25 protein-coding genes are annotated in these 24567 nt (G+C 74.1%); 11 read left to right on the forward strand and 14 right to left on the reverse strand.

The genetic code is table 11. The annotated features are described in order from the left end of the window. Window positions 1–35: 35 nt before the first annotated feature. Window positions 36–707, reverse strand: a complete 672-nt coding sequence (locus tag GA0070624_RS27800; protein ID WP_245719042.1) for a maleylpyruvate isomerase N-terminal domain-containing protein — start codon at window positions 705–707, stop codon at window positions 36–38. Between the two features lie 166 nt (window positions 708–873). On the opposite strand from GA0070624_RS27800, the gene GA0070624_RS27805 reads away from it, so the two are divergent. Next, window positions 874–1329 carry a YbhB/YbcL family Raf kinase inhibitor-like protein gene (locus GA0070624_RS27805; protein WP_091349941.1) on the forward strand — a complete coding sequence of 152 codons (456 nt, stop codon included), beginning with the start codon at window positions 874–876 and terminating at the stop codon, window positions 1327–1329. Here GA0070624_RS27805 and GA0070624_RS27810 read toward each other — a convergent pair. Then, window positions 1314–2213, reverse strand: coding sequence for a phosphatase PAP2 family protein (locus tag GA0070624_RS27810; protein WP_176731911.1), 900 nt, complete (start codon window positions 2211–2213; stop codon window positions 1314–1316). The genes GA0070624_RS27805 and GA0070624_RS27810 overlap by 16 nt on opposite strands. Before the next feature lie 83 nt (window positions 2214–2296). Between GA0070624_RS27810 and GA0070624_RS27815 the strand changes: the two genes are divergently transcribed. Then, a complete protein-coding gene (locus GA0070624_RS27815; protein ID WP_091345821.1) occupies window positions 2297–2986 on the forward strand; it encodes a DUF3159 domain-containing protein in 690 nt (229 codons plus the stop codon). A gap of 44 nt (window positions 2987–3030) precedes the next feature. On the opposite strand, the gene GA0070624_RS27820 is transcribed toward GA0070624_RS27815, so the two are convergent. The 6 genes from GA0070624_RS27820 to GA0070624_RS27845 form a co-directional block, all read right to left on the reverse strand. Continuing rightward, entirely contained in the window at window positions 3031–4536 is a 1506-nt protein-coding gene (locus GA0070624_RS27820; protein ID WP_091345822.1) for an NAD(P)/FAD-dependent oxidoreductase, read from the reverse strand. Between the two features lie 18 nt (window positions 4537–4554). After that, window positions 4555–4971, reverse strand: coding sequence for a hypothetical protein (locus GA0070624_RS27825; RefSeq protein WP_091345823.1), 417 nt, complete (start codon window positions 4969–4971; stop codon window positions 4555–4557). Then, window positions 4971–5489 carry a DUF2231 domain-containing protein gene (locus GA0070624_RS27830; RefSeq protein ID WP_091345824.1) on the reverse strand — a complete coding sequence of 173 codons (519 nt, stop codon included), beginning with the start codon at window positions 5487–5489 and terminating at the stop codon, window positions 4971–4973. Before GA0070624_RS27830 ends, GA0070624_RS27825 begins: the two co-directional genes overlap by 1 nt. A gap of 179 nt (window positions 5490–5668) precedes the next feature. Then, the gene (locus GA0070624_RS27835; protein WP_245719196.1) at window positions 5669–6085 is read right to left on the reverse strand and encodes a roadblock/LC7 domain-containing protein; all 417 of its coding nucleotides are present in this window, start codon (window positions 6083–6085) and stop codon (window positions 5669–5671) included. Between the two features lie 2 nt (window positions 6086–6087). Further along, a complete protein-coding gene (locus GA0070624_RS27840; protein ID WP_091345826.1) occupies window positions 6088–8613 on the reverse strand; it encodes a sensor histidine kinase in 2526 nt (841 codons plus the stop codon). 112 nt (window positions 8614–8725) lie between these two features. After that, a complete protein-coding gene (locus GA0070624_RS27845; protein WP_091345827.1) occupies window positions 8726–10117 on the reverse strand; it encodes an FGGY family carbohydrate kinase in 1392 nt (463 codons plus the stop codon). Window positions 10118–10385: 268 nt separating this feature from the next. Here GA0070624_RS27845 and GA0070624_RS27850 point away from each other — a divergent pair, with 268 nt between their 5' ends. Continuing rightward, a complete protein-coding gene (locus tag GA0070624_RS27850; protein WP_091345828.1) occupies window positions 10386–12353 on the forward strand; it encodes a chorismate-binding protein in 1968 nt (655 codons plus the stop codon). Between the two features lie 63 nt (window positions 12354–12416). On the opposite strand, the gene wrbA is transcribed toward GA0070624_RS27850, so the two are convergent. Further along, entirely contained in the window at window positions 12417–13034 is a 618-nt protein-coding gene (gene wrbA, locus GA0070624_RS27855) for an NAD(P)H:quinone oxidoreductase (protein WP_091345829.1), read from the reverse strand. Window positions 13035–13131: 97 nt separating this feature from the next. Here wrbA and GA0070624_RS27860 point away from each other — a divergent pair, with 97 nt between their 5' ends. Beyond that, on the forward strand, window positions 13132–13623 hold the full coding sequence (locus GA0070624_RS27860; protein ID WP_091345830.1) for a GNAT family N-acetyltransferase: 492 nt from the start codon (window positions 13132–13134) through the stop codon (window positions 13621–13623). Window positions 13624–13837: 214 nt separating this feature from the next. Here the strand turns inward: GA0070624_RS27860 and GA0070624_RS27865 are convergent, their stop codons facing one another. Continuing rightward, window positions 13838–14206 carry a DUF3037 domain-containing protein gene (locus tag GA0070624_RS27865; protein ID WP_091345831.1) on the reverse strand — a complete coding sequence of 123 codons (369 nt, stop codon included), beginning with the start codon at window positions 14204–14206 and terminating at the stop codon, window positions 13838–13840. After that, window positions 14203–14961, reverse strand: coding sequence for a HipA family kinase (locus GA0070624_RS27870; RefSeq protein ID WP_091349943.1), 759 nt, complete (start codon window positions 14959–14961; stop codon window positions 14203–14205). Before GA0070624_RS27870 ends, GA0070624_RS27865 begins: the two co-directional genes overlap by 4 nt. A gap of 146 nt (window positions 14962–15107) precedes the next feature. On the opposite strand from GA0070624_RS27870, the gene GA0070624_RS27875 reads away from it, so the two are divergent. The 7 genes from GA0070624_RS27875 to GA0070624_RS27910 all read left to right on the forward strand — a co-directional run bounded on the left by GA0070624_RS27875 (window position 15108) and on the right by GA0070624_RS27910 (window position 21916). Beyond that, entirely contained in the window at window positions 15108–16211 is a 1104-nt protein-coding gene (locus GA0070624_RS27875; RefSeq protein ID WP_245719043.1) for a winged helix DNA-binding domain-containing protein, read from the forward strand. Between the two features lie 165 nt (window positions 16212–16376). Next, a complete protein-coding gene (locus GA0070624_RS27880) occupies window positions 16377–16841 on the forward strand; it encodes a 2Fe-2S iron-sulfur cluster-binding protein (protein ID WP_245719197.1) in 465 nt (154 codons plus the stop codon). Beyond that, window positions 16838–17830, forward strand: a complete 993-nt coding sequence (locus GA0070624_RS27885) for an FAD binding domain-containing protein (protein WP_091349947.1) — start codon at window positions 16838–16840, stop codon at window positions 17828–17830. Before GA0070624_RS27880 ends, GA0070624_RS27885 begins: the two co-directional genes overlap by 4 nt. Continuing rightward, window positions 17827–19935, forward strand: coding sequence for a xanthine dehydrogenase family protein molybdopterin-binding subunit (locus GA0070624_RS27890; protein WP_176731912.1), 2109 nt, complete (start codon window positions 17827–17829; stop codon window positions 19933–19935). Before GA0070624_RS27885 ends, GA0070624_RS27890 begins: the two co-directional genes overlap by 4 nt. A gap of 312 nt (window positions 19936–20247) precedes the next feature. Next, window positions 20248–20952 carry a VOC family protein gene (locus GA0070624_RS27900; protein WP_091345833.1) on the forward strand — a complete coding sequence of 235 codons (705 nt, stop codon included), beginning with the start codon at window positions 20248–20250 and terminating at the stop codon, window positions 20950–20952. Window positions 20953–21161: 209 nt separating this feature from the next. Beyond that, window positions 21162–21593: a RusA family crossover junction endodeoxyribonuclease gene (locus tag GA0070624_RS27905; protein WP_091345834.1), complete on the forward strand. Its 432-nt coding sequence runs from the start codon at window positions 21162–21164 to the stop codon at window positions 21591–21593. 47 nt (window positions 21594–21640) lie between these two features. After that, the gene (locus GA0070624_RS27910; protein WP_091345835.1) at window positions 21641–21916 is read left to right on the forward strand and encodes a hypothetical protein; all 276 of its coding nucleotides are present in this window, start codon (window positions 21641–21643) and stop codon (window positions 21914–21916) included. A gap of 23 nt (window positions 21917–21939) precedes the next feature. On the opposite strand, the gene GA0070624_RS27915 is transcribed toward GA0070624_RS27910, so the two are convergent. The 3 genes from GA0070624_RS27915 to GA0070624_RS27925 all read right to left on the reverse strand — a co-directional run bounded on the left by GA0070624_RS27915 (window position 21940) and on the right by GA0070624_RS27925 (window position 24554). Continuing rightward, entirely contained in the window at window positions 21940–22650 is a 711-nt protein-coding gene (locus tag GA0070624_RS27915) for an AMIN-like domain-containing (lipo)protein (RefSeq protein WP_091345836.1), read from the reverse strand. Window positions 22651–22719: 69 nt separating this feature from the next. Beyond that, a complete protein-coding gene (locus tag GA0070624_RS27920) occupies window positions 22720–23382 on the reverse strand; it encodes a L,D-transpeptidase family protein (RefSeq protein WP_091345837.1) in 663 nt (220 codons plus the stop codon). A gap of 380 nt (window positions 23383–23762) precedes the next feature. Next, complete coding sequence (locus GA0070624_RS27925) at window positions 23763–24554, reverse strand: DUF4184 family protein (protein ID WP_091345838.1); 792 nt, start codon at window positions 24552–24554, stop codon at window positions 23763–23765. Between the last annotated feature and the right edge of the window lie 13 nt (window positions 24555–24567).

The raw sequence follows: 24567 nt of genomic DNA on the forward strand, positions 1-24567 counted from the left end.
GCCGCCGGCCGGCGACACGCCGGAGGGCGGTCGGCTCAGCCGCCGAAGGAGAGCCAGCGGAAGCCGGACTCCTCGACCAGCGTGCGCTCCCGCTCGGTCTGCGCCACCCGGCCGGTGGCCTTGCGGATCAGCGTCAGCGGGTCCCAGCCGAGCCCGTCCGGGACGGGCCGGCCGCCGGTCAGCAGCCCGGCCACCACGTCCGCCGCGGTCGGGGTCAGCCACGGCCGCCGGTCGAGGGCGACCGCCAGGTCGAGGCCGTGCACGCCGACCTCGACCACCCGGGTACGCAGGAATTCCGGCAGGGTCATCGCGTCGCCGTGCCGGGTGCGGACCAGCCGCCCCGGCGGCTGCGCGGCGACGGCGTCGTCGGCCGCCCGCCAGGCCCGCGCGAAGTCGGCGGCCACCTCCGGTACGCCGACCAGCTCCCGCGCCTCCCGCCGGGCGCTGTCGATCCGGGCGCCGTCCACCTCCGGGGTGAACTTGGTCGCGCCGAAGTAGCCGGCGGCGTCCACCTCCGCCCGGTCCGGGGGCGGCGCGGCGAGCATGTCGACGAGGCGCCCGGCGCCGGTACGCACGTGCGCGAGGAGTTCCCGCACCGCCCAGGGCGGGCAGGGGGTGGGCCGGTCCAGGTCCGCCGCGTCGAGCCCGCGCAGGATTTCCTCCAGCCGCGCGCACTCGTCCCGGAACGCCCTCCGCACCACGTCCACCCGATCCTCCCGTCCACCCGTCCGCCCAGCCGCGGCCGCGATTCGGCGTACCCTCTCACGCCCGCCGGACCGGCGCCGCCCTGGGTATCGGGGGTCACCGGGCCGGCCGTTTCGGCGCCGCCGCGGCGGGTACGCGCCGCCCGACGAGGAAAGGGGGCGCCGAGAGATGGCCGGCATCATGATGCGCAGCACCGCGTTCAACGACCACGACCAGCTACCGGGACGCTTCGCCCAGGAGGGTGAAAACGTCTCGCCGCCGCTGCAGTGGTCTCAGGTCCCCGACGCGGCCGAAGAGCTGATCCTGATCGTCGAGGACCCGGACGCCGGGAAGACCCCGTTCCTGCACTGGCTGGTCACCGGGATCTCGCCCCAGTCCAGCGGGGTGGCCGAGGGCGCGGTCCCGGAGGGCGGCCGGGAGTGGCCCAACGGGTTCGGCACGACCGGGTGGGGCGGCCCGCATCCGCCGCGGCACGAAGACCCGCACCGGTACTTCTTCCGCCTCTACGCGCTGGAGCGCCCGCTGGACCTGCCCGAGGCGCCCCAGGCCCCCGACGTGCATCGCGCGCTGACCGACAAGGAGATCGCCAGCGGCACCATGGTGGGGACCTACTTCCGCACCTGACGCTTGTAGCGGGGCACCAGCCGGTGCACCGTCGCGAGGACCAGCGCGGCCACCAGGGCCATCGTCCCGACGATGCCGGCCGCGCTGCCCGCGTACCCGATGAAGAGCGGGCGGCGAGCGAGTTCGTCGACGGGGACCTCGGGGAGGTCGACCAGCCAGGACAGGGCGAGGCCGGACGCGATGATCGCGAGCGCGCCGCCCAGGCCGAGCACCGCGGCGGCGAGTCGGTGCGCGTCGGCCGACGAGACCTCCGCCCGCTCTCGCTGGGTGACCAGCAGGAGCAGGCCGGCCAGCGCCGCCCAGACCCCGACCACCAGGAACGCCGCCACCGCGTCGCTGGGCCGGTGCCAGCCGGCGGAGAGAGTTGCCACCCCGGCGGCGGCGGCGTAGCCGGCGCCGAGGAACGCGCCGAGCGCCCGTACGGTGCGCGGCAGCACGAGGATCAGCGCCACCGCCACCGACGCGGCCACGGCGGTGTGGCCGCTGGGCAGGCTGTTGCCCGCCGCCGCCCGCTCCGGGTCGACGCCGAAATCCGGCCGGGTCAGGACGTACTTGAGCAGCTGGGCGCTGACGCTGGCGCCGACGATCAGCAGGGTGGCGGTGACCGCCAGGGCGATCCGGCCCCGGATAAGCGCGATGAAGCCGATCATCCCGGTGGCCACCAGCAGGGACACCACCGACATGGCGTTGAGGATCCGGTCGACCGGTCCGTCGATGCGTTCCTGACCGATCCGGTTGCCGGTCAGGGCGACGGTGTCGAGCCACTGTCCGACCTCGGTGTGCACGGCGAAGCGCCACACCAGGAAAAGCGCGGCCGCCTGCGCCAGGGCCAGCACGACCAACCAGACCGCCGTCCCGCCCCTCGCCGTCTCGCGCACCCGCACACGGTAACGGCCGTTGCCGCCGCTCGCTCGGTTGGCCGCCCGTGCCGTCCCGGTACGTTGGGGCGGACCAGAGGAGGTGGCGGGTGACCAGCACGCCCGAGCGGGAGCGGCCGTCGCGGGACCGACCCGAGTCGCTGGCGGACCTGCTCGGCGGGCGTCGGGGCGCGGTCGACGCGACCCTGCCGCCGGTGGCGTTCGCCGTCGGCTGGTTGGCCGCCGGGCTGTGGGGCGGGGTCACCGCCGCGGTGCTGACCGGCGCGGCGGTGGCCGGGTGGCGGCTGCGCCGCGGGGACCGGCCGCGCTCGGTGCTGATCGGGTTGCTCGCGGTCTGCGTGGCCGCGCTGATCGCGTTGCGCACCGGCCGGGCCGGCGACTTCTTCCTCGTGCAACTGGTCTCCAACGCGGCCAGCGCGCTCGCCTGGATCGTCAGCATCGTGGTGCGCTGGCCGCTGCTTGGGGTGCTGGTCGGCGCGGCACTCGGGCAGCGCGGCCGCTGGCGCCAGGATCCCGCGCTGCTGCGGGCCTACGCGCGGGGCAGCTGGGTCTGGGCGGCCACCTACCTGCTGCGGGTCGCGGTCTTCGTGCCGCTCTGGCTGGCCGGCCAGGTGGTCGCGCTGGTGGTAGCCCGGGTGGCGCTGACCTGGCCGCTGATCGCGGCCGCGCTGGCCGGGAGCTGGCTGGTGATCCGGCGTTCGCTGCCGGCGGGCCATCCGGGGCTGCGCCACCCGGTGGCATCGTCCGATCGGGACGGTGCGCCGCCGCCGGAAAAATAGGAGAGAGGCCGCCACGGGGGGAGCGGCCTCTCTGGTGAAGTACGTTACTCCCTCCGCGACCACCGCGTGGTCCCGTGAAGGCCCGAATTTCGCAGGCTTTTTCGCGCCAAGTTCATCTCCGGGCGGAGTGGTCGCCCGGCCGGTCCGCTGCCTCGGGCCGGACGGTCGGCCCACCCGGCCTGGCCGCGCGAGTCACGCCGTCCGCCGACCGGCTGGTCGGCGCCGGGCTGCTGCAGACGCGGTACGAGGCGCCCGCCTTCCGGCCCCCAGTCCCGGCGCCTGCTGCGTACAGCTCGGCCCAAGAGATGATCGAGTGGCACCTGCGGATCGGCGAGCTTGACCAGATCGACGGCGAGGCCCGCGTGGCCGGCACGCACCAGCGCCTGAACCTGGTCCGTCACGCCCCACGCGTTGGCGTTCATGCCGGCGAGCACCCTACCGTGGCCGTTCACCCAGAACGCCACGAACTCCGGCGCCTTGCCATCCAGCAGCACCGGGTCGCCGCGAAGAACCACCCGGTCGTAACCACGCGGAGCCGCCCACCCCGAGTTCTCCATCCCCAGGTCGTACTGGTCGGAGAAGAAGTACGGCAGCCGTACGTACTCGTCCCGCTGGCCCAGCATGGATCGCGCCACGGCCGGACCGCCGTTGAGCGCGTTCGCCCAGTGCTCCACCCGGATGTGCCGGCCCAGCAGTGGGTGGTAGGCGTTGGCCACGTCACCCGCGGCGTAGATGTGCGGGTCCGAGGTGCGCAGCAGGGCGTCGGTGACGATCCCGTTCTCCACGGTCAGGCCCGCCGCCGCCGCCAACTCCACATTGGGGCGGACGCCCACGCCGACGACGACGGTGTCGGCGCCCAGTTGGGTGCCGTCGGTCAGCAGCACCGAGGACACCCGCCCCGAACCCCGCAGTCGCAGCACCTCGGCGCCGAAGTGGAAGGCGACGTCGTGTGAGCGGTGCAGATCGGCGAACACCCGGGCGACCTCGTCGCCGAGGACCCGCTGCAACGGCAGATCGGCGACCTCCACCACGGTCACGGCGGCGCCGCGCTGGCGGGCCGCGGCGGCGATCTCCAGACCGATCCAGCCGGCGCCGATCACGACGAGGTGGGCCTGGTCGGTGAGGACTTCGGCGATCCGATCGGAGTCCGCCAACGTGCGCAGATACCACACGCCCTCCAGGCCGGCGCCCGGAACAGCCAGGCGGCGGGGCGTCGCACCGGTGGCCAGCAGCAGCTTGTCGTATCCCAGCCGTTCGTCATCGCCGAGGACGACCTGGCGGGCGTCGCGGTCGATGCCGGTGACCCGGGTTGCGGTACGCAGCTCGACGTCGTTCGCCTCGTACCAGCCGGCGTCGTGCACGTACGCCTCGCGGCGTTGAGTGCTCCCCAACAGCAGCCCCTTGGACAGCGGTGGCCGCTCGTAGGGCCGCTCGGACTCCGCACCGAGCAGTACCACCCGGCCGTCGAAGCCGCCCTCACGCAGCGCCTGGGCGGCTCTGGCGCCGGCGAGACCGGCTCCGACGATGCCGAACGTGGGGCCTCTTGCCATGCCGAGCCTCCGAATCGGTCAGCGGGCAGCCACCCCGAGCGCGGTGAGCAACACCAGGATCACGGTGGTGACGGCGAGCAGACCGTGGGCGTAGACGAGGGCCTTGGGTAGACCGGACTCGATCGTTCGGAGGCCGCGTCCCTTGTACCAACGGACGAACAGCACATCGCCGAGGATCGCGACGACGAGGAGCAGCCCGAAGGCCAGCCACGCCAACGCCCCCAAGCCGGCGGCCAGGTAGACGATCCAGACCACGAGGCCGGCGGCGGCCAAGAGGAAGTGCCCGAAGACGAGGCCGCGCGGGAACCGGCTCGTCGGCTTCGCGTCGCCCCCCTCGCCGACGGCTCGCAGCCCGCCCCTGGCCACCCACAGGCCGAGCATCGTGAAGCCGATCACGGCCGTGGCCAGCCAGGTCACCAGCGCGGCGATACCCATCAGAGGTCCTCCTTCGGCACCCGATAGCCCTCGGCCTGGGTGGATTCGTCGGCGACCCGGACGCCGTACCGGTAGGCCAACTTCCCGCCCAGATATCCCGACACCGACAGCGCCGCCAGGCTCACCGCGGACGCCGCCAGGGCACCCCAGGGCACCGGCGCCGCGGCAGGCTGACCGCCGCGGGCCAGAAAGTTGATCGCGTACGCCGCGGTCACCGCCAGGTTCAGCGACATGTGCACGAGGGCGGTGCGGAAGGCGGGCGTTCGTGGCGGGATGGCGAGCAGGTCCAGAAAGCCGGTGACGGCCGCGGCCAGGGCGCCCAGCACACCGATGGCGATCAGCCAACGGGACCCGTCGGCGAGGAAGCCGGGGTGATCGACAACGCGGGATGCCAGGTCGAAGACGAAGCTGGCGATCCAGGCACCGATCGGCACCGCCACCAGGGCCGGGTGTAGCGGGTGGCCGTACGGGCCGGCCAGCGCGGTGACCGGAGCTTTGGCCTGTGCCGAGGATTCCACGCGACACCGTCCATTTTCGCCAATGGGTGCTGCTCTTAATCGCCATCCTGGACCGTCCGGCCCAGAATTTCAATAGCGAGCGCTGGCGAAAAATGCGTCCGGATCACCCGGGCCGCTCCGCGGCGACGGCTTCGGAACCCGCGGGGGGCCGGGGCACCCGCCCCGGCCCCCCGCACCGGTCAGCGGGGCAGCGCCTGCTGAAGCTCCGCCCGCAACGCCGGGGTGAGCATCTCGCCGGCCTGCTTGGCCAGCCGCGCCATCTCGTAGCCGACGACGCCGATATCGGCCTCGGCGCCGGCGAGGGTGGCCAGGATCGAGCCGTCCCGGATCTGCATGATGAGGAAGTATCCCCGCCCCATCTCGACGACGGTCTGCTTGACGATGTCTCCGTCGAACATCTGCGCCGCACCCGCGGTCATGCTCATCAGCCCCGAGGTCACCGCGGCCAGCTTGTCGGCGTGGTCGCGGGGCAGGTGGGCCGAGATCGCCACCAGCAGCCCGTCGGAGGAGACCACCACCGCGTGCGCCACCCCGGGGACCCGTTCGGCGAACGCGTTCACCAGCCAGCTCAGGTCGCGGGCCTCCTGGCTCAACATGGTCACTGTTGTCCCCCTTCGCTGCGTACGCCGGCCGGCGGCATGATCATCTCCCTGGTTTCCTCGGCCTCGGCCCGCCGCACACCGCCGTACAGGCGGGACAGCATGCCGCCGACCGCGTCCGGATCGGGTTCGTGGCGCGGCGTCGGCTCGCCGGGGCGGGCGTACCGGGTGACCGCGGAAAGGTGGGCCATCGGCACTCGTACCGGCAGTCCCCGCTCGTTGGTCCCTCCGGTCACCGGCGTCGGGTGCGGCGCGAGTGTCATGCCCGCCGACGACGCCGGCGGAACCTGCCGGGAGAACCAGCCGCCCCCGGCCGGACCGGAGGGACCAACGAGCGGGGCGAGCACGTCCTCGGCGCGGGCCGGCACCGGCCGGTGCTGCGGCGGCACGGCCGGCGGCTCCGGGCGACGCCCGGCCACCGGCAGCTCCACCGGCTGCCGCAGCGGCGAATTGGCCGGGCGGACGGCCGCGCCGACCTGGGTGGTCAGCATCCGCGGCGAGGCCGGCGGGTCCAGCTCGGGGCCGGGGGCCGGCGCCAGCAGTTCGGCGGGGAGCCGCACCCGGGCCGCGAGGCCGTCCTGACCCCCGTGCAGCCGCACCTGGACGCCGTGCCGGGCGCCCAGGTGGCTGACCACGAACAGACCCATCCGCTCGGAGGCTCCGACGTCGGCCGCCGGCGGCTCGGCCAGCAGCGCGTTCGCCTCCGCCAGGGCGGCCGGGCTCATCCCGAGCCCCTGGTCGGCGATCTCGACCAGCGCCCCGGCGCCCTCACCGCGGCCGGCGATCCGGACGGTGGTGTCCGGACGGGAGAAGGCGGTGGCGTTCTCCAGCAGCTCGGCGAAGAGGTGCACCAGGTCGCCGACGGCGTGCCCGACGATGTGCAGGTCGGCCATCGACTCGTGGCGGATCCGCTGGTACTGCTCGACCTCGGCGCTCGCGGCCAGCAGCACCGCACCCAGGCCGACCGGGCGGTGCCACCGCCGGGTGGACTCCGTGCCGGCGAGCACCAGCAGGCTCTCGTCGTTACGGCGCATGCGGGCGGCGAGATGGTCCAACTTGAACAGGTTCTCCAGCTGGGCCGGGTCGTCCTCCTCGCGCTCCAGGTCGTCGAGGAGTTCCAGCTGGCGCTCGACCAGCACCTGGCTGCGCCGGGCGAGGTTGACGAACATGGCGTTGACGTTGCGCCGCATCGTCGCCTGCTCGACCGCGACGCTGACCGCGCTGCGGTGCACCGCGACGAACGCCTCGGCCAGCTCGCCGATCTCGTCCAGCGAACGGACCACCGCCGGGGGAACGTCGATCCCGGTCGCCGGACTGTCCACGCCGCGCAGTCGGTCGAGGGCGTCAGGCAGCTCGATCTGCGCGATCCGCAGCGCCTGGCTGCGCAGCAGACGCATGGACCGGGCGATGGAGCGACCGACCAGCACGGAGATCAGCAGGGCGACCAGGAGCACCGCGACGATCCCGCCGACCACCAGCAGCGTGTCCCGCAGCTGCCCCGAGCTGGCGTCGTCGGCGCGGCGTACGGCGTCGTCGAGCACCTCGCCCTCCAGCTGCCGCAGCAGCTCCTGACGCTGCTCGCTGGCCGCCCACCACTGTGGCGCGGAGAGCACCGCCGGCTGGACGGCGTCGCTCGGCAGGGTCCGCTCCTCCATCCGGGTGGCCGCCACGAACGCCGGGTCCACCGACGTCTGGTCGTAGCGCCGGATCTGGTCGGCGGTCGCGGCCACCCGGAACGCGCCGAGGGCGGTGAGCTGCTGGGCCCGCAGGTCGGTCAGGGCGACCTGGTCCTCCAGCTCGTACCGGCCGGCGCGGGCCGCCGCGTAGAGCTGGGCGCGGATCCGCGAGGAGAGCTCCTTGACCCGGGAGAACTGGACGTACCGCAGCACCGCGTTGTTGAGCGCCCGCTGGTCCTCCCCGGGCGACGGCTCGGCGAGCAGGTTGAGCAGCGCATCGATCGCCCGATGGTAGTTACTGAGGATGGTGTCGCTGCCGAGCACCGCCGGTGGCACCGCGGGACGGATGTAGATGACCTGGTCGTACGCATCGAGCACCTCCGAATAGGAGACTCGCCAGGCGGCGTCGGCGTCGGCCAGCGGCTCGGCCGCCCGGCGCAGGTCCCGCACCGCCTCGTCGGTGGCGGCCTGCAACGGTTCCAGCTCGAAGATCGCGGCGTCCCGCTCGGCGTTGCCAGCCGCCCGGCGCAGCGCCGCCAGCTCACCCGCCGTGCGGTCCCGTTCATGCTGGAGCCGGTCCACCGCCACGATGATCTGCCGGCCGATGCCCACCTCACGGGCGAATCCGGTCAGCGCGGTCGTCTGCCCGACCAGGCCGCGGGTCTGCACGCCGGCCAGCACCAGGAACGCCACCGAGGGGATGACGAGAACGGTGGCGAGCTTGGTGCGCATCCGCCAGTCCCGCAGCCGCAACGGGGAGCGCCGCCGATGGGGTACGACCCGGACGTCGAACCGGCGGCGGCGGTGGTGGGAGATCGCACTGTGTGCCGGGTCGGGACCTGCGCCCACACTGCCTCCTCGGTCCCTCGCCTCCGCCACGTCTGGGGCGCAGTCCATCCAACCAGGCCGGTGAGCGGTGTCAACGGGCTGACCGGCCAGCGGACCAGGAAGGTCAGGGCGGTCAGGAGCGGACTACGGCGTTCGGCGGGTTCCGCTCGTCCGTCCGGCCGATGCCGCCGATGCGGGCCGCCCCCGCGACCCGGCCCAGCGCCACGAGCGCAGCGCCGGTCGCCCCGATCTCCGGGTTCCGCTGGTGCCGCACCGACCGGGGGGCCAGCGCCGCGGCGAACGCCTGCCGCCACCACAGCGAGGCGGCCATCGCTCCCCCGCCCAGCACCACCTCGGCCGGCTTCTCCACGCCGGACTCCAGCAGTGTCAGGTCGTCGGCGACCAGCTGGCAGAGCGCGGTCATCAGCCCGGCGAGGATGTCGACGGCGGTCGTGCCGAAGCCGAGCCCGTGCAGCGCACCGGAGCCTGCGGGCAGCAGGCCGGGCGGCCGGTCCCCGCCGAGGCGCGGATTCGCCGTCACCCTGCCGTGCTGCACCCGGGCCAGCGCGGCCTCCAGCTCCGCGCCCTGGGGCAACCGCAGCTCCCGGTTGGCCCAGGCGAAGAGGTTGCCGCCGCTGGAATACGCCGACCCGGTCACCACGTGGTCGTGGTCGACCCGGTAGCGCCAGAGCTGGTCGGGCAGCGGCGGCAGCTCCACGCCGGCCGGCAGCGGCTGGATGAGCCGTACCGCGGCGGAGGTGCCGACGGTCACCGCGGCGCGGGTCGGGTCGACGCAGCCGGAGCCGACGTTGGAGGCGGCGCCGTCGCCCACCGGCGGGCACCATCGGGCGTCCGCGAGCTGCGGCCAGCGGCGGGCGTGTGCCGGCCGCAGCCGACCGCGCCAGTCCACCGTGGCCAGCGCGGGCAGCTCACCGGGGCGTACGGCGGCCAGCTCGCACGCCTCGGCGTCCCAGTCCAGCCGGCACAGGTCGAGCAGGCCGGTGCCGGAGGCCATCGAGATCGACATGGGCGCCTCGTCGAGCAGCGCGCCGAAGACGTACTCGACCAGGCCGGCGAAGCGGGCGACCGGGGCCGACGCCCGCTCCCGCAGCCAGGGCAGCCGCATCGTCCAGTAGCAGCGGTGCCACCAGGCGCCGGTGCGCTGGTGGAAGGCCGCCGGATCGGCCGGGCCGGGGGTGCCGGCGGGCGGCGCCGGACGGGTGTCCAGCCAGGTCAGCACCGGACCCAGCGGCTCGCCGCCGACGTCCAGCGGCACCACCGAGTGCCACTGCCCGGAGGCCGCGACCAGCTCGACGTCGCGCAGGTGCCCGCCGGCCGCCAACTCGTCCAGGCACTCGGCCAGGCAGGCGAGGTAGCGGGGGCCGTCGAGGGTGCCGCTGCCGTCGTCCCCGGTGGCCAGGTGCACCTTGCGCCGGGCCAGCGCGCCGGGCAGCGGATTGGCGTCCGCGTCCAGCACGAGTCCTCGTACGGAGGAGGTGCCCAGGTCGAGAGCGAGAATCTTCATCCTGGCTCAAACTACCCGCCGGGCCGCGCGATAAAAGCCAAGATCCGCCTCGGCCGGGGCGGGTGGGGGCGCTCGGTTCCCCGGCGGCCGTCCGGTCGCGTACAGTGATCGCCATGCCCGCGCACCTGTCCTGCTGGTGGCCCGCCGACCCGGCGGCCCACCCCCGCGCGTAGCTTCCCACGCGGCCGCCCGTCGAGGCGGTCGCCGGTCTCTCCCCGGCTCCCCGGGCCGCCCCGCCGGCGGCTCCCGGCCTTCCGAGGAGACACCGATGACCCGCCCGCACGACCTGCTCGCCGCCGCCGCCGACGGCGCCGACCCCGGCCCGTTCGCGCTCGTCCGCCGCGCGGGCGCCGACCACCTCGAGCTGTTCACCGGCGCGGTACGCACGGCCGACCGGCTCGCGGACATCCCGCTGCCGGACGGCGCGCCCGGGCCGCGCACGCTGGCCGTGGTGCCGTACCGCCAGATCGGCGAGCGCGGCTTCGCCTGCGTCGACGACGGCGTGCCGCTGGAGTGCCTGGTGATCGAGGGACACCAGCGGATCGGGCTGGCCGACGTGCTCGCGGTGCTGCCCGACCAGGCCGTGGTCAGCACCGGCGCCGGCTTCGACATCGCCGACGACGAGTACGCCCGGATCGTCGGCCGGGTGCTCGCCGAGGAGATCGGCCGGGGCGAGGGCGCGAACTTCGTCATCCACCGCACGCTGCGGGCCACCGTGCAGGGGCCGCCGCTGGTGGCGGCGCTGGCCGCGCTGCGCCGGCTGCTGCTGCGTGAGCGCGGCGCGTACTGGACCTTCGTCGTGCACACCGGCACCCGGATCCTGGTCGGCGCCAGCCCGGAACGGCACGTCAGCGTCGACGACGGGCTGGTGATGATGAACCCGATCAGCGGCACCTTCCGGCACACCGGCGCGGCGGCCGACCGGGACGCGCTGCTGCGCTTCCTCCACGATCGCAAGGAGGTCGAGGAGCTGTACATGGTGCTCGACGAGGAGCTGAAGATGATGGCCACCGTCGCCGAGCACGGCGGGCAGGTGATCGGGCCGTACCTGAAGGAGATGGCGCACCTCGCGCACACCGAGTACCTGCTGGCCGGGCGCGGCTCGCGGGACGTTCGGGAGGTGTTGCGGGAGACGATGTTCGCCCCGACGGTCACCGGCAGCCCGATGGAGAACGCCTGCCGGGTGATCGCCCGGCACGAGCGGACCGGCCGCCGCTACTACGCCGGAGTGCTGGCCCTGCTCGGCCTGGACGCCGACGGCCGGCAGACCCTCGACGCGCCGATCCTGATCCGGACCGCGGAGCTCTCCCCCGCCGGCGAGCTGCGGGTGCCGGTCGGCGCGACCCTGGTCCGGCACTCCACGGCCGAGGGCGAGGTGGCGGAGACGCACGCCAAGGCCGCCGGGGTGCTCGCCGCGCTCGGCCTCGGCCCGGACGCGCCGGAGCGCCGCCCGGAACAGTCGTCCGACCATCCCGGCTCGGCGCGTCTGACGCCGCGCCGCGGCCCGGACCGGTCGCTCGCCGACGACCCGGAGGTACGGGCCGCGCTCGCCGCCCGCAACGCCCCGCTGGCCCGGTTCTGGCTCGACCAGCGGACCCCCGGCGCGACGGTGCTGCCCGGGCTGGCCGGCCGGCGGGGGCTGATCGTGGACGGTGAGGACACCTTCACCGGGATGCTCGCCCACCAGCTCAGCGCCCTCGGGTTGACGGTGGACCGCCGCGACTGGCGGCGGCCCGGCCCGGTGGACCGGTACGACCTGGTGGTGGTCGGCCCCGGCCCGGGCGACCCGGGCGACCTCGCCGAGCCGAAGATGGCGGCGATGCGCGCGCTGCTGGCCGGCCGGCTGGAGACCGGTCGGCCCACGCTGGCGGTCTGCCTCGGACACCAGCTGCTCTCCGGGCTGCTCGGGCTGCCGCTGCACCGCCGGGAGGCGCCGTACCAGGGGTTGCAGCGGGACGTGCCGGTCTTCGGCGCGTCCCGCCGGGTCGGCTTCTACTCCACCTTCACCGCACTGGCCGAGGCGGACCGGATCGCGACCGCGTACGGGCCGGTGGAGCTGTCCCGGGACGCCGTGGACGGGGCGGTGCACGCGCTGCGCGGGCCCGGCTTCGCCGGGGTGCAGTTCCACCCGGAGTCGGTGCTCAGCCGGGACGGCATGGCCGTCCTCGCCGACCTGCTCGGGCACCTGCTCGCCCATCCGGCGCTGACCGGGCATGGTCGCGCCGATCGCGGGTAGGGGTGGGGGCGACCGGTGGTCCGGACGGGTCGAGAGCCCCCGCCCGGCCACCGGTCGCCGTGCTCAGCCGGCCATCCCCCGCTTCAGGGCCGCGCTGATCTGGATCGCCCGCTTGGCGGTCAACGCGGTGGCCCGCAGCGCCACGTGGTCCGGCGCGATCTCAGCGTTGTTGCTGGTGTGCGAGGCGCCGTAGGGATTGCCCGCGACGAACTGGCTGGGGTCGGTGTAGCCCGGGGTCACCACGATGCCGCCCCAGTGGTAGAAGACGTGGAACAGCGACAGCAGGGTCGCCTCCTGGCCACCGTGCGCCGTGCCCGTCGAGCAGAACGCCGAGTAGACCTTGTTGGCCAGGGCGCCCTGGGCCCAGAGCGGGCCGCTGGTGTCGATGAACTGCTTGAGCTGGGCGGCGATGATGCCGTACCGGGTGGGTGAGCCGAAGATCACCACGTCGGCCCAGGAGAGGTCGTCGAGCTGCGCCTCTGGTACGTCCTGGGTCTCCAGATGGTGCTGCTGCCAGCCCGAATTGGAGCGGATCGCCTCCTCGGGCGCCAGCTCACGTACCTTGCGCAGGCGCACCTCGGCCCCGGCCTCCCCGGCGGCCTCGCACGCCGACTGTGCCATCTGGTAGGTGATGCCGGTCGCGCTGTAGTAGATCACCGCCACCTTGACCTGGCCATCCATCAGTCGTTTCCTCCTCGATTCGGATCAGCTCCGGCGGCTACCCGTTAATTGCGGCGGCAAACGCCGGGGGTCGGTCCGGGCGTGGCATGCTCGGCGGGTGAAGATCAGGGACGCCACGATCGCCGACTGGCCGCTGATCTGGCCCTTCCTGCGGGAGATCGTGGCGGCCGGCGAGACGTACACCTGGCCCCGCGACATCGGCGAGGAGCAGGCCCGGCGGATGTGGCTGGTGCCGCCGCCGGGGCGCACGGTGGTCGCGGTGGATCCGGACGGCACCGTGCTCGGGTCGGCCAAGCTGGTGCCCAACCAGGCCGGCCCGGGCAACCACGTGGCCAACGCGAGCTTCATGGTCGCGCCGGCCGCGGCCGGGCGGGGCGTCGGGCGGGCGCTCGGTGCGCACGTGCTCGAGCTGGCCCGGGCCGAGGGCTACCGGGCGATGCAGTTCAACGCCGTGGTGGCGACCAACACGCGGGCCGTGGGACTCTGGCGGTCGCTCGGCTTCGATGTCGTCGGCCGGGTGCCGGACGGCTTCCGGCACCCGACCGAGGGGTACGTCGACCTGCTGGTGATGTACCGGCGGCTGGTCTGAGCGGGCCGACCGCCAATCACCATGATCGATTGCTTGCCGCTGCTCAAGATTCCCGCAAGTTCCGATTACCACCAGTGACGGGAATCCGGTCAGCGAGGATTCTGAGCGCACCGGTGCCGGCGGAACCCCGCCGCCGCCCCGCACCGGCGAACCTGAACGGGGGATCGCGCTCCGCCGGCAACGCTGCTGGCGTAGCGCGATCAGGGGACTTCGCTCAGCGGACGAGGGCGTCCATCAGCCGGTCGAGCTCCGCCGCCGGATCCGCGGTCAGCCCGGTGTGCACCGGCCCCGCCTGGATCATCGTGCTTCGCGGGGCGGCCAGCCAGCGAAACCGCTCTCCCCGCTTCATCTGCCGCGCCGGCCCGTCGCCGTCGCAGGTCCGGTCCCAGGAACGCAGCACCGCCGCCACCGCCTCCAGGTCCACATCGGGGGACAGGGCGCGCGCCCGGTCGGCGTCCAGATGCGTACGCGCGCCGAGGAAGTCGTGGCCCTGGCAGTAGAGGATCACCCCGACGTTCATCTGTTCGCCGCGCTCCACCCGGGGCACCAGCCGGATCACCGCGTACTCGAAGGGCACTCTCATGCCGCGCTCCCGGAGGGCAGCCAGGCGTCGGTCCGGGCGACCCGACGGGCCAGGTGGTCCACGTACGCCGCCCGGGCGGCGTCGGGGTGGTCGAAGTCCGGACCGGTGAGCCACTCCGCCGGCACCAGGGCGAGCACCTCGGTGAGCAGATCGGGGGTGATCCGCGGGGCCAGCTCGGCGTCCGCCTCGGCCAGCCGGGTTGCGTACGGGGCGAGCACGTGGTCGTCCGCCCGGTAGGCCCGGTGCACGGCCGCGTCCGCCCGGGGCCAGTTGTGATGGAAGTAGAGCGTGGCGCCGTGGTCGATCAGCCACAGCGCGCGGTGCCAGATCAGCAGGTTGGGGTTGCGCCAGCTCCGGTCCACGTTCTCGACGTACGCGTCGAACCAGAGCACCTGGGAGGCGAGGGCCGCGTCGACCGGGTGAGCAAGCGGGTCGTAGCCGAGCGCGCCGGGAAGGAAGTCCATCCCCAGGTTGCCCCCGCCGCTGTTGCGCAGCAGCTCCTGCACCTCCTGGTCGGGCTCCGCCCGGCCGATCACCGGGTCGATCTCGAGCACCACCAGCCGCGGCACGGACAGCCCGAGCCGGCGACCCAGTTCGCCGCAGATCACCTCGGCGACCAGCGCCTTCGGTCCCTGGCCCGCACCACGGAACTTCGCCACGTACGTGCCGAGGTCGTCGGCTTCCACCACACCGGGCAGCGAGCCACCTTCGCGCAGCGGAGTGACGTACCGGATGCCGGTGACCTGACGAAGCACGTCGCCCACCCTAACCGGGGCATCCTCGCGACGGCCCCGGACGGCGCCACGCGGCACCAACGGTCATGCGTCCGCCCGTTCTTGTCCCGCTCGGGAACGTCGGACGGGCCGCCTATGCTGACCGTCCAGCACACGGGAGGCGACAGGTGGACGTGCGGCTCACCGGCGCCGAGGCGCTGGCCCTGCGGATGACCAGCCTGCTGCTGCGCCCGCACCCCACCGCCCGACCGCGCGACGTGGCCGGGGTGGTCGAGTGGTTCGGCGCCATGCAGGCTCAGGACGCGGCGAGCGGCATGTGGTCGCTGGGCGTACGGCTGCCCGGGCGCCCCCTGGCCGACGTCCGGGACGCGCTGGAGCGCCGGGAGGCGCTGCGGACCTGGCCGATGCGGGGGACGGTCCATCTTGTGCCGGCCCGGGACGCCCGCTGGATGCTGGAGGTGACCGGCGTACGCGCGCTGGCCGGCGCCGCCAAGCGACGGGCGGCCCTGGGGCTCAGCGAGGCGGAGGCCGACCGGGCCGCCGACGTGCTCGGCGCGGCGCTGGCCGGCGGCGGCCGGCTCACCCGCGCCCAGTGCCTGGCCGCGCTCGCCAAGGCCGACCTCGACACCGCCGGCCAGCGCGGCTACCACCTGCTCTGGTACGCCAGCCAGCGCGGCGTCACCTGCATCGCCCCGCACATCGGCAGCGAGCAGAGCTTCGCCCTGCTGGACGAGTGGGCGCCCGACCCGGTCCGGCCGGAGCGCGACGAGGCGCTCGGCATCCTGGCCCGGCGCTACTTCCGCAGCCACGGGCCCACCACCCGGCAGGACTTCGCCGGCTGGACGGGGTTGACCGCCGCCGACGCGAGACGCGGCATCGCCGTGGCCGGCGACGCCCTGGCCACGGTGCTGGTGGACGGGGTGCCGGCGCTGGTCGACGCGGCGCTGCTCGACGCCCCCCGCTCCCCGGTGGACGACCTGCACCTGCTGCCCGGGTTCGACGAGTACCTGCTCGGCTACAAGGACCGCGCGCTGATGCTCGACCCGGCGCACAAGCAGGCGGTCATTCCCGGTGGCAACGGGGTGTTTCAGGCCACCGTCGTGCGGGGCGGCCGGGTGGTCGGCACCTGGAAGCGCACCATCGGCAGGACCCGGGTGACCGCGACGCTCAATCCGCTGGTCCCGTTCGACGCCGCGGTCCGGGCCAGGGTCGAGGCGGCCCTGGACGGCTACGCCCGGTTCCTCGGCCTGCCGCTACGTCACTCCTGGTGACCCGCTCCGCCGATCCCGCCCGTCGGGCATCCGCCCGGATTCGTCAGGAAATCGTATGGAAAACGGTAGTCTGGCCCGGTGCGGGGCGGGCGGGCGAGCGGGGAACCGGCTGACGACGGGCGGTCGTCCCGGGTCGCCTTCACCGTCAACGGCACCGGCCACGAGCTGACGCTGGACAACCGGACCACGCTGCTGGACGCCCTGCGCGAGCGGCTCGGCCTGACCGGCAGCAAGAAGGGCTGCGACCACGGCCAGTGCGGCTCGTGCACGGTGCTGCTCGACGGCCGGCGGGTGAAGAGCTGCCTGATCCTGGCGGTCACCCTGGACGGTCAGTCGGTGGTCACCGTGGAGGGGCTCGCCGGCCCGGCGGGTCTCTCCCCGCTCCAGGCGGCCTTCGTCGCGCAGGACGCCTTCCAGTGCGGCTACTGCACGCCGGGCCAGCTCTGTTCCGCCAGCGGAATGCTCGACGAGGTGGCCCGCGACTGGCCCAGCGCGGTGACCGAGGACCTGACCGCGCCGGTGGAGCTGACCGACGCGGAGGTGCGGGAACGGATGAGCGGCAACCTGTGCCGCTGCGCCGCGTACCCGAACATCGTGGCCGCGGTCCGCGACGCGGCGGGGTCCCGGTGAGAGACTTCCGGTACCACCGGCCCGCCGACGTCGCGGAGGCGGTCGCGCTGCTCGACGCCGAGCCGGAGGCCGCGTACCTGGCCGGCGGGACCAACCTGGTGGACCTGATGAAGCTCGGCGTGCAGCGGCCGGACCTGCTGGTGGACGTCACCCGGCTGCCACTGGACACGGTGGAGCCCCTACCGGGCGGCGGGCTGCGGATCGGGGCCACGGTGCGCAACAGCGACCTGGCCGCGCATCCGGTGGTCCGGCGGGACCATCCGCTGCTCGCCCGGGCGCTGCTCGCCGGCGCCTCGGGGCAGCTGCGCAACATGGCCACCACCGCCGGAAACCTGTTGCAACGCACCCGCTGCGTCTACTTCCAGGACACCGGCAAGGCGTGCAACAAACGGGAGCCCGGCACCGGCTGCGCGGCGCGGCACGGGCAGAACCGCGACCTGGCCATCCTCGGCTGGTCCGAGTTCTGCGTGGCCACCCACCCGTCCGATCTGGCGGTCGCGCTGGTCGCCCTGGACGCCGTGGTGGAGGCGCACGACCCGGGCGGAGCCCGGGAGATCCCGCTGACCGAGCTGCACCGCACGCCCGGCCTCCACCCCGAGCGGGAGACCACACTCCCTCGGGGCGCGCTGATCACCGCGGTGCGGATCCCGCCGCTGCTGTTCGCGCGGCGGTCCACCTACCTCAAGGTGCGCGACCGGGCCACCTTCGCGTTCGCGGTCGGCTCGGTGGCGGCGGCGCTCGACCTGGCCGGGGACGTGGTCCGAGACATCCGGCTGGCGTACGGGGCGGTGGCGCACCGGCCGTGGCGGGCGTACCGCGCGGAGGAGGCGCTGCGCGGGCGGCCGTTCACCGCCGAGCTGGCCGCCCGGGCCGCGGACGCCGAACTCGCCGCGGCCCGCCCCTTGGAGCACAACGAGTTCAAGGTGCCGTTGATCCGCAATCTCACCGTCCGCGCGTTGACCGAACTGGCTCGGGCGGTGTCGCGGTGAGCGCGCCACCCGTCGGCGCCGTGGGCCGGGAGCACCCGCGGCTGGAGGGCCGGGACAAGGTCACCGGGGCGGCCCGGTACGCGGTCGAGTACCCGGTGGCGGACGTGACGTACGGCTGGGCGGTCCCGGCGGCGGCGACGCGCGGGCGGATCAGCCGGATCGACGTGGCCCCGGCGCTGGCCGTGCCCGGGGTGCTGGACGTGCTGCACCACGGCAACGCGCCCCGGCTGGCGCCCGGCGTGGACCGGACGCTGTTCCTGTTGCAGGAGCCGGCCGTGCACTACCGGGGGGAGTTCGTCGCCGTCGTCGTGGCGGAGTCCATCGAGGCGGCACGCGAGGGGGCTCGGCTGGTCCGGATCGACTACGACACCGAGGCGCACAGCACCGTGCTCTCGGAGCACCACCCGGGGCTGTACCGGCCGGAGAAGGTCAACCCGAGCTTTCCGACCGACACCGCCGACGGAGACTTCGACGCCGGGTTCGCGGCCGCCGAGGTGCGGGTGGACGCCACCTACCGGACCCCGGCCTACCACAACAACCCGATGGAGCCGCACGCCACCACGGCACAGTGGGCGGACGGGCGGCTGCTGGTGCAGGACTCCAACCAGGGGTCGTCCCCGGTGCAGGCGACCCTCGCGCAGCTGTTCGGGCTGCCGCAGGAGTCGGTCCGGGTGGTCGCCGAGCACGTCGGCGGCGGTTTCGGCAGCAAGGGGTACGCCAAGGCGGCGGTGGTGCTCGCCGCGCTCGCCGCCAAGCAGGTGGGCCGGCCGGTCCGGCTGGCCCTTACCCGGCAGCAGCTCTTCGGCCCGGTCGGGTACCGCACCCCGACGATCCAGCGGGTCCGGCTCGGCGCGGACGCGGACGGGCGGATCGCCGCGGTCTGCCACGACGCGATCAGCCAGACCTCGACCCTGCACGAGTTCACCGAGCAGAGCGCGGTCTACACCCGCAGCATGTACGCCGGGCCGCATCGGCGCACCACGCACCGGGTGGTCCGGCTGGACGTGCCGACGCCGTTCTGGATGCGCGCACCCGGTGAGTGTCCCGGCGCGTACGCGCTGGAGTCCGCGATGGACGAACTGGCGACGGGGTGCGGCGTCGACCCGGTCGAGCTGCGGGTGCGCAACGACCCGACGGTCGATCCCGAACGCGGGCAGCCGTTCACCAGCCGGAACCTGGTCGCCTGCCTGCGGGAGGGGGCGCGCCGGTTCGGCTGGGCCGACCGGGACCCGACGCCGGGGGCTCGACGCGACGGGCGGTGGCTGGTCGGCAGCGGGGTGGCCGGGTCCAGCTATCCGGCCCGGGCGCGGGCGGCCGCCGCGGCGGCCACCGCCGCACCGGACGACACCTTCGAGGTACGGATCAACGCGACCGACATCGGCACCGGCGCCCGAACGGCACTGTGGCAGGTGGCCGCCGACGCGCTGGACGTGCCGGTGGAACGGGTCGCGATCCGGGTCGGCGACAGCGACCTGCCGCCGGCGGGGGTGGCCGGCGGCTCGATGGGCACCGCCTCGTGGAGCTGGGCCGTCATCCGGGCCTGCGAGGGACTGCGCGACCGGATCCGGGACCACCCCGGCGGCGCGGTGCCCGCCGAGGGGCTGACCGTCGAGGTGAGCACCGCCGACGAGGTCCGCGCGCAACCCGCCCGGCCCCGGTACGCGTACGGCGCGCAGTTCACCGAGGTACGGGTGGACGCGGACACCGGCGAGGTCCGGGTGGGGCGCATGCTGGGCGTCTTCGCCGTCGGCCGGGTGGTGAACCCGACCACCACCCGCAGCCAGCTCATCGGCGGTATGACGATGGGGCTGTCGATGGCGCTGCACGAGGAGGGCCTGCTCGACGAGCGGTACGGCGACTGGGTCAACCACGATCTGGCCACGTACCACATCAGCGTCTGCGCGGACGTGGAGCGGATCGAGGCGTACTGCCTGCCGGAGGAGGATCCCGAGCTGAACCCGGCCGGGGTGAAGGGGCTGGGCGAGATCGGCATCGTGGGCACCGCCGCGGCCATCGCCAACGCGGTGCACCACGCGACCGGCTTACGGGTCCGGGACCTGCCCATCCGGCTGGACAAGCTGCTGGACCGTCTGCCCGCGCGGTGACCCGGGCCGGGTCGGCGACACCCGGCGGGGCCGGCGGCGAATTCGGCCACCGGCCCCGCCGGACCCGTCCGGTCAATCGGCGAGGGCGCCCGTCGCCCGCCCCTCGTGCAGCGTGAGGTCGCGACCGGTGGACGGGTCGAACAGGTGGATCTACTCCAGGTTGAACCAGACCCGCCGGTTCTCGCCCTCCCGCACCGGCGACTCGGCCGACAGCCGGGCCCTCTTTCCGTGAATCAGCGAGGGGCGACGCGCGAGGGCGGGAGGGGAGGGTGGCGGGCGGCGGGTGTCCGACCGGCGCGGCATGATGGCCGGATGATCGCGCGCTTCAAGGACCTCTGCATGGACGCCGCCGACGCCCACCAGCTCGGCGCCTTCTGGGCCGGCCTCCTCGACGGGAAGCTGGTGGACACCGGCGACGGCGACACCCGGATCGATCCCCGCGCCGCCCGCTCGAAAGCCGAGTCGATCTGGGTCAACACCGTGCCCGAGCCGCGCACCGGCAAGACCCGGGTCCACCTGGACCTGCGGCTCGCCGACCCGGACCCGGCGGCGCTGCTGGCCGCCGGCGCCCGGCTGGTGCGGGAGCCGGACGCGGAGATCAGCTGGTGGGTGCTGGCCGACCCGGACGGCAACCACTTCTGCGCGTTCCCGCCGCGGGAGGACAAGCAGCCCGGTGTCTTCGAGCTGGTGGTGGACAGCGCCGACCCGGTGGCGCAGGCGACCTGGTGGGCGGGGCTGGTCGGCGGCCGGGTGGAGACGACCGAGGAGGGCACGGCGTCGCTGATCGGGGCCGACGGGTTTCCCTGGGACTACTGGGTCTTCGACCCGGTCCCGGAGCGCAGGCAGGTGAAGAACCGGGTGCACTGGGACGTCGACCTGGCCGACCCGGACCCCACCGCGCTGATCGCTGCCGGTGCCACCCTGCTGCGCGAGCCCGGCGAGCAGACTCCCTGGTGGGTGCTGGCCGACCCGGAGGGCAACGAGTTCTGCGCCTTCGCACCGCGGCCGACGTCGTGAGCCACCCCCGCGTCCCACCCAGTGAAGGCGAGCTACCCAGCGTCCGCCCTGGTGGACTAGCGTTTCCGTAGCTCCGCAGCCAGCGCGTCGCCGTCGAAGTCGATACGCCTCCGGCCGACCCCCAGCCCGCCCGATCGGTTGGTAATCGCGGGAAAACCCTCTCCCGGTGCACCGGTTGGGCAGGATCGACCCAACGAGGAGGTGCCGTCGTGCAGGACACCCGCGCTCTCGCCCTGACGTTCGAGGTGAGCGGCCTGCCCCCGGTCAAGACCGAGGCGCTGTCCATCTTCGCCGCAGGGCACCGGCAGGCGACGAGGGTCCGCGCCCTGCTCCAGGCGGCCTGCACGGCGGCCCAGCGCACCGGTTGGACCCCGCTCGCCGGGCCGATCGAGGTGGACCTGACGCTGCGCTGCCCGCCCGGGCACCGCACCTCCGATGCCAGCACCCTGCTAGGTGGGGTCTGCGCGGTGCTGCAGGACAAGAAGCGGGTGGCCAACATCGGGCTGGCCCATCTCGGCGTCCTGGTCGACGTCGCCCTCTACGACGACGACCGGCAGATCCGCCGGCTGTCGTACGTCGAGGAGCCGGCGGAGGACTTCTCGTACCAGGTCCGGGTGGCGGCCGTACCCACCGTGGTTTGACCGACGGCCGCGGTGGGGTACCGCGGACGCCGACGAAGGGAGCGCCGATGTCGGAGCCACATGTGACGCTCGACCCGACCGGGCTGGACCCTGTGCAGCAGAAGCTGCGCGGCCCGCTGGAGGATCAGCTGACCTCGGCCCTGCAGGCGGCCACCGAGCGGATCCGGGCCAGCTACGCGGGTGAGCCGGTCGAGGAGGTCTGCCGTCGGCTGCTGGACGAGACCCGCGCCGGCCTGCACCCGGACATCGCCGCCGGCTTCAACCCCGACATGGAGGAGTTCTGCCGGGTGGCCGTGGCGATCGTCCGGGGCGAGGTCTGCTGAGGTACGTGTGCCCGGGGATCTGGTCAGCTCCGGCGTACGTCGACCGAGACCACGTGGGTGCCGTCCGGCCGGGTGGACTCCGCCAGCCGGACCGGCAACGATCCGCTCGTGGCCTGCAGCCCGAGGCCGAAGCTGAGGTATCCCTCGAAGTCGCCGGCGGGAGCCCAGCCGCGCAGCGTGGGGTAGCCGATCGCCCGCGCCGGTGCGCTCACCGTGGTGCGGCCGCTGCTGTCGTGACCCTGGGCCGGGTTGAAGCGGATGGCGAGGAATACGTTGCCGGGCAGGTTCACCGGGTCGCCGCTGCCGTCCGCCTCGACCCGCGGCACGTAGGCGACCTCGTAGGTGGGGGTCGGGCCGCGGAAGGCGAAGGTGATCCGGCTGAATTCCTCGACGGGATGGTCGCCGACCTGGATCTGGACCAGGACGGGCAGCGGCTCCCCCGGCGCGGGGGTGACCGGCACCTGGACGGTGTGCGCCACCCGGGCCGGTGCGGAGGGCACCGCCCAGCCGTACGTCACCCGCCAGTCCCCCTCCGCTGCGGTCGGCCAGGTGGCCGACGGGCCCGGGGTGGCGGCGGTGCCCGGCGGGGTCGTTGCGGGCGCGGTGGCGGCGGCGGTCACGCTCGGCCGAGCCGCCGTCGGGGAGGCGGAGGTCGCGCCGTCGTTGTCGGTCGCGCAGGCCGCCGCGAGCAGCATGACCAGGCTGGCGAGCACTGGTACGCGCTGAGGTGTCATCCCTCCATTTGACCTCCGATAGCCCACGTCGAACAGAGGGCGTCGCCGCTGTCCAGAGTCGGGGTTCCATCAGTAGCGACCGAGATGCTGGCGGGGCGCGAGCACGATGCGCGGCGACGCGGCCGGGTCGAGCCAGCGGAGCACACCGACCAGGTCGTCGTGGGAGAGCGCCACGCAGCCGGCGGTGGCGTTGCCGCCGGGCCGGCTGAACTCGTGGAGGAAGATACCGCTGCCCGCGTACGGCACGGGCGCCGCGACGGTCGGCGGCATGTTGTACGCGATGACCGCGAGGTGCGTGTACGCGGGGACCTCCCGCCAGAGCGCCTCGCTCTCCCCGCCCGGGTTCGTGCCGGTGTGCTGGAAGGTGTTGTACGCCGACGAGTCCGGGTTGGCGTTCCACCAGTGGTCCGGCCCGAGCAGGTGGTAGGGAAACCGGACGCCCGGATCCGGCGAGATGCCGTACATCGTCGGACCGAACGCGAAGACGCCGGTGGGTGTGGTGGGCACGCCCTCCACATGCGCGTCGCTGAACCCGTCGGCGCCGATCCAGGCGGGCAGCACGGCGACCGCGTCCCACCGGCTGCCCGTCCTGACGAACGTCTCCAGGGTGGCGTGGCTGGTGCGCCAGCCGTCGCCGGTCACGACGACGAGCTGGTCGGTGTGCGGCGGCAGCCTAGTCAGTCGGGAGGCGGTGCTCGGGCCCGGCCCGGAGTCGAGGGATTCGCGTTCCATGCCGTTGATCCTGGCAGTCGCCGGCCCGCCGACGCCGTCGGGCGGCCCGATGACGGCGGAGCGCCGGAGACGGGTCAGGACCGGGTCCGCAACTCCCCGGTCCTGACCCCCAGCCGTCCGGCGTGGTAGCGGTTTTCGCCGTCGAGAGCGCGGCGGGCGTGGCACGCCGCCTACGCCGGGCTCTGCACGGCGAGCCGGCCCGCCTGCACTCAGCTCCACGGTGCCCAACTACCGGACTTCGGCGCGCTCCCGACTCACCCCGAAGAGCCGTGAACGCGGGCTCAGGTTAGGCATCCCGTCGGAGGTCGAACAAGGGCTTCGGAACCCGGCAGAATGTGATTGATACCAACGTTGGAACACGGCATGTCGGCGTAACGCGCTCAGTCGGATTGACGCTGTTTCCGCATGAGGCGATTGGTACGCCCGGCGGCCCGCCGGTCGGTGGCGAGGCCGCCGGCCGCCCCCGCTCCCGCGATCAGTGCGAGCGCCGCCAGGTGGAGCAGTCGCACCCCGCCGGGAGCGGGCAGCGTGGCGTAGGGCAGGCCCGGGAGCACCGCCGCGCCGGCGACGCTCACCGCCAGCGCCACGCCCCAGAAGAGCATGGGCCGCGCCGGTGGCGCCGGTGGCCGCACGCCGTCAAAGATCTCATGCCGGCGCGCCGCCCGCAGCGCCAGGCCCACCACGACGGCCGCACCGACCACCGTGCTGAGCACGTCGGAGACGGACCACCAGTAGAAGCCGGTCGCCACGTGGAAGTCCTCGATCCCGAGGAGGCGGAGCCAGCCGTCGGTGTGGGTGACCCGGTCCCAGGCGACGTGGCTCGCCGCGCCGATCAACGCCGAGGCGGCGGTGACCGGCCAGGGGTGCCGGACGCCGCCGAGCGCGGCATGGTCCCGCCAGGCGAAGGCGCGCTGACCGGGCAGGTGCACCGCGATCCCGGCGACCACCCGACGGACGATCCAGGCGTACGCCAGCGCGACCGGCAGGCACCACCAGAGCAGCCCGCCGAGGGTGTGGGTACGCAGACCGGGGTCGAACCCGGTGCCGGTGAACAGGTACCCGACGTCCGGAGACACCGCGCCGGTGGCCAGCGCCACCCCGTCGAACCAGCGCGGTCGCCACAGCTTCAGCGGCAGCACCGGGGCCAGGTGCGAGGGGAAGGTCAGCGGCACGAGTCGGAGGTTA

The sequence above is a fragment of the Micromonospora rhizosphaerae genome (genome assembly GCF_900091465.1).
Lineage (GTDB): Bacteria > Actinomycetota > Actinomycetes > Mycobacteriales > Micromonosporaceae > Micromonospora > Micromonospora rhizosphaerae.

Excerpts from the sequence above, each read along its gene's own strand:
- GA0070624_RS27805 (WP_091349941.1), top strand. The coding sequence starts at position 874 with ATGGCCGGCATCATGATGCGCAGCACCGCGTTCAACGACCACGACCAG.
- GA0070624_RS27820 (WP_091345822.1), bottom strand. The coding sequence starts at position 4,536 with ATGGCAAGAGGCCCCACGTTCGGCATCGTCGGAGCCGGTCTCGCCGGC.
- GA0070624_RS27825 (WP_091345823.1), bottom strand. The coding sequence starts at position 4,971 with ATGGGTATCGCCGCGCTGGTGACCTGGCTGGCCACGGCCGTGATCGGC.
- GA0070624_RS27835 (WP_245719196.1), bottom strand. The coding sequence starts at position 6,085 with ATGTTGAGCCAGGAGGCCCGCGACCTGAGCTGGCTGGTGAACGCGTTC.
- GA0070624_RS27845 (WP_091345827.1), bottom strand. The coding sequence starts at position 10,117 with ATGAAGATTCTCGCTCTCGACCTGGGCACCTCCTCCGTACGAGGACTC.
- GA0070624_RS27850 (WP_091345828.1), top strand. The coding sequence starts at position 10,386 with ATGACCCGCCCGCACGACCTGCTCGCCGCCGCCGCCGACGGCGCCGAC.
- wrbA (WP_091345829.1), bottom strand. The coding sequence starts at position 13,034 with ATGGATGGCCAGGTCAAGGTGGCGGTGATCTACTACAGCGCGACCGGC.
- GA0070624_RS27865 (WP_091345831.1), bottom strand. The coding sequence starts at position 14,206 with ATGAGAGTGCCCTTCGAGTACGCGGTGATCCGGCTGGTGCCCCGGGTG.
- GA0070624_RS27900 (WP_091345833.1), top strand. The coding sequence starts at position 20,248 with ATGATCGCGCGCTTCAAGGACCTCTGCATGGACGCCGCCGACGCCCAC.
- GA0070624_RS27910 (WP_091345835.1), top strand. The coding sequence starts at position 21,641 with ATGTCGGAGCCACATGTGACGCTCGACCCGACCGGGCTGGACCCTGTG.
- GA0070624_RS27915 (WP_091345836.1), bottom strand. The coding sequence starts at position 22,650 with ATGACACCTCAGCGCGTACCAGTGCTCGCCAGCCTGGTCATGCTGCTC.
- GA0070624_RS27920 (WP_091345837.1), bottom strand. The coding sequence starts at position 23,382 with ATGGAACGCGAATCCCTCGACTCCGGGCCGGGCCCGAGCACCGCCTCC.